Source organism: Flavonifractor sp. An82 (assembly GCF_002159265.1).
GTDB lineage: Bacteria > Bacillota > Clostridia > Oscillospirales > Oscillospiraceae > Flavonifractor.
The window spans coordinates 1-3,849 of the sequence record NZ_NFHG01000045.1; the positions used below are offsets into that span (position 1 = coordinate 1).

Genomic DNA, 3,849 nt, shown 5'->3' on the forward strand with positions numbered 1-3,849 from the left:
GGGCGTCCGACGGGGCTTGCGCTCCCGGCGGCGGGGGGAGGGCTCCTCCTCCTCGTCGGTGCCGGGGATGAATTCCTCGGCCCGGCGCACCGCCGTGTCGTCCTCCATGCCCTCCTCTTCAAACATGTGCTCGGCATAGTCGTCCGCCTTTTTCAGCAGACGGTTGATGCCCTGAGTCAGGGGGCTCTCCTCGGCGGCCTCGTCGGGGAAGTCCAGCACGTTGTCCGCCGGGGGCTCCTCCTTCTGCCGGGGAGCCTCCTTCTTGGGAGCGGGCTCCTTTTTGGGGGACGGCTCTTTCTCCGCCGGCGGCTGGGCGGCCCTGGAGCGGGTGGGCTCCTGCCCCCCCTCCGGGAAGGTGAGCACCCGCCCCGGCTTTTTCACGTTGGAGGTCGTGCGCTGGCTGTGGGGGATCACCGGGAAGGGGATGGTGTCGTCCTCCACCTTTTTCTTCTTCTGCCCGCCGCCAAACTCCGCCAGAATGGATTCCAGGGAAAATTCCTCTCCGCCGGGCACGTCCTTATTCAGTTCATCGTCCCGGTCCTTTGCCATGGGAGCATGCTCCTTTTCTAAGGGTAGATGATGGTCAGCCCATGCGCTGACGCACGGCTTCGTACAGCAGGATGGCCGCGGCGGCGCTGGCGTTGAGGGAGTTGAGCTTTCCCTTCATGGGGATGCGCACCTTAAAGTCGCAGGTCTCGCTCACCAGCCGGCCCATGCCGGCCCCCTCGCTGCCGATGACGATGGCGGCGGGGCCCTTCAGGTCGGCGTCGTAGAGCAGCCGGTCCCCGTCGGCGGCGGTGCCGAAGACCCAGATCCCCTCATCCTTCAGCTCCTTGAGCAAGGCGGGCAGGTTGGGCACCCGGGCCACGGGCACATGGCTCACCGCGCCGGCGGAGGTCTTGGCCACCACCGCCGTCAGTCCGGCGGAGCGGCGCTTGGGGATGATGACCCCGTGGGCCCCGGCGCACTCGGCGGTGCGGATCACCGCCCCCAGGTTGTGGGGGTCGCTCAGCTCGTCGCACACCACGATGAGAGGGGGCTCCCCCTTCTCCCGGGCGGCGTTTAAAATGTCGTCCACGCTGGCATATTCCCGCACCGCAGCCTGGGCGATGACCCCCTGGTGGGAGTGGGTGCGGCTCATAAAGTCCAGCTTCTTCCGGTCGCATTCCACCACCACGATGCCCTTGTCCCGGGCGGCGGCGGCGATGTGGGCCAGAGCGGAGTCGGTCTCCCCCCGGGCCAGGAAGATCTTGTCGATGGGCGTTCCCGCCCGGAGGGCCTCGGTGACGGCGTTGCGGCCTTCGATGATGCCGTCCGCCTGGGCCTCGGGGGCCGGTCTGCGCTCCTTCATGATTGGTTCCTGCCTTTCCTGTTAATCCCCTTCAGTATACCACAAGAAGCGCCGCAGAAAAAGATAAAAATTCCCCGTCCGCCCCCTCCGCTTTCATAGAAAGTTTACAGCTTTCGGCTTTCCCTTTCTTGTTTTTTCAGGGTTCGTGTGCTATAACTATAATTACTTTCCAGTTGGAATGAATGCACTCAAGGAGGCATTTCTATTGAATTCCGATCGCCAGAACAATAACCGCGGAAAGGGCGGCGGCAACAACAAGCGCAATATCACAGCCATCGTGTCCATCATCCTGTGGGCCCTGGTGCTGACGGTGCTGGTCAACTACGCCACCTCCATGTTCCGCCAGGCCAATTCTGTGGAGATCAGCTACGGCGTGTTCCGGGAGCTGGTCAAGCAGGATTGCGTGGAAGGGGTCCTGATGGACTCCAACAAGTACACCATCTATTTGAAGGATGGCGTGTCGGTGGACGCCAACGGCAACATCACCAAGACCGCCACCGCCGCCGGCATCTCCGACGGCAGCGAAACCGAACAGACCGACAAGAAGGATACCATTCCCCCGCCCTCTGAATGGGCCAAGGAAAAGACCACCTATTTCTGCGCACCCCTCACCTCGGACATCCCCGAGCTCATCAAGCTGTTTGAAGAGCACGGCGTTGTCGAGTACGGTCCCGAGTATGTGGAACAGCTCAACCCCATCGTGTCCATGCTGGTGTCCTGGGTGCTGCCCATGGTGGTGATGGTGGCCCTGTTCTCCTTCCTGTTCCGCAACATGGCGGGCAAGATGGGGGGCGGCCTGGGCAACCTGGGCAAATCCAACGCCAAGGTCTATGTGGAGAAAAAGACTGGCGTCACCTTTAAAGATGTAGCCGGTCAGGACGAGGCCAAGGAATCCCTGGTGGAGATCATCGACTTCCTCCACAACCCCCAGAAGTACACCGAGATCGGCGCCAAGCTGCCCAAGGGCGCCCTGCTGGTGGGCCCGCCGGGCACCGGTAAGACCCTGCTGGCCAAGGCCGTGGCCGGTGAGGCCAACGTGCCCTTCTTCTCCATCTCCGGCTCCGACTTCGTGGAGATGTTTGTGGGCATGGGCGCCGCCCGTGTGCGCGACCTGTTCAAGGAGGCCAACAAGATGGCCCCCTGTATCGTCTTCATCGACGAGATCGACACCATCGGCAAGTCCCGCGACAACCGCATGGGCGGCAACGACGAGCGGGAGCAGACCCTGAACCAGCTGCTGGCCGAGATGGACGGCTTCGACCCCACCAAGGGCGTCATCCTGCTGGCCGCCACCAACCGGCCCGAGGTGCTGGACCAGGCCCTGCTGCGGCCCGGCCGCTTCGACCGGCGCATCACCGTGGACCGGCCCAACCTGGCCGGCCGTCTGGCGACCCTCCAGGTCCATACCCGCAACATCCGCCTGGCGGAGGATGTGGATCTGAAGAAGGTGGCTCTGGCCACCGCCGGCGCCGTGGGCGCCGACCTTGCCAACCTGGTCAACGAGGCCGCCCTGCGGGCGGTCCGCCTGGGCCGCAAGGCGGTCAACCAGCAGGACCTGCTTACCGCCTTCGAGCTGGTCATCGCCGGCGCCGAGAAGAAGGGCAGCGTCCTCAGTGAGTTTGAGAAGAAGCTGGTGGCCTATCACGAGGTGGGCCACGCCATGGTGGCTTACAAGCAGAAGCACGCCGAGCCGGTGAGCAAGATCACCATCGTCCCCCACACCCAGGGGGCCCTGGGCTACACCCTCCACCTGCCGGAGGAGGACAAGCACCTGCACACCAAGGATGAGCTGCTGGCCCAGATCACCGTCTCCATGGGCGGCCGTGTGGCCGAGGAGCTGGTGATGCACACCATGACCAACGGTGCCGCCCAGGATATTCAGGACGCCACCAGCATCGCCCGCAACATGGTCGCCATGTTCGGTATGAGCGACCAGTTCGGTATGATGGCCCTGGCCTCCCGCCGAAATCAGTACCTGGACGGGGGCTACGGCCTGGACTGCGCCGACAACACCGCCGCCTCCATGGATCAGGCGGTCCACGGCATCATCGACTCCTGCTACCGGAAGGCCACCGAGATCCTCTCCCAGAGCCGGGAGGACATGGACAAGGTGGTGGACTACCTGTTGGAGAAGGAGACCATCACCGGCGCCGAAATGGTGGCCATTCTGGAGGGCCGTGACCCGGCCCTGGCCGACCAGTTCGCCGAGGCCGAGAAGCGGGAGCAGGGGAACAAGCCTGCCGAGCCCGCTGAGCCCCCCAAGGAGGCGGCCATCCCCCTGCCGGACGGGCAGGACGCGCCTGCCGTCGCCAAGGAGGAACCGCCGGAGGGCGACCAGACCAAGGAAGAATGAAAAAGACCGGGCGCGCCCCTGTGGGGCGCGCCCGGTTTTTTGTATAAAGAAAACCACTCGCTAGGCGAGTGGTTCAAAAAAGCCTATGGCGATGAAAATGATAAAAAAACTCCCTTTGCTATAATAGAAGTGCGGTCTGCCAACT

The 3,849-nt window shown here is 63.8% G+C and carries 2 protein-coding genes and 1 pseudogene; 1 reads left to right on the top strand and 2 read right to left on the bottom strand.

The features are described 5' to 3' along the window. Together B5G34_RS18045 and rlmB are read right to left on the bottom strand one after the other, a co-directional pair. A pseudogene (locus tag B5G34_RS18045) lies at window positions 1-549 on the bottom strand (hypothetical protein); the annotation flags it as partial. 34 nt (window positions 550-583) lie between these two features. Continuing rightward, a complete protein-coding gene (gene rlmB, locus B5G34_RS18050; RefSeq protein WP_087340659.1) occupies window positions 584-1,351 on the bottom strand; it encodes a 23S rRNA (guanosine(2251)-2'-O)-methyltransferase RlmB in 768 nt (255 codons plus the stop codon). A gap of 205 nt (window positions 1,352-1,556) precedes the next feature. Here rlmB and ftsH point away from each other — a divergent pair, with 205 nt between their 5' ends. Further along, window positions 1,557-3,704 carry an ATP-dependent zinc metalloprotease FtsH gene (gene ftsH, locus B5G34_RS18055; RefSeq protein ID WP_242957122.1) on the top strand — a complete coding sequence of 716 codons (2,148 nt, stop codon included), beginning with the start codon at window positions 1,557-1,559 and terminating at the stop codon, window positions 3,702-3,704. The last annotated feature ends 145 nt before the right edge of the window (window positions 3,705-3,849 follow it).

What these genes read in the sequence shown, in the direction of transcription:
- rlmB (WP_087340659.1), bottom strand. Translation starts at nt 1,351, where the DNA reads ATGAAGGAGCGCAGACCGGCCCCCGAGGCCCAGGCGGACGGCATCATC.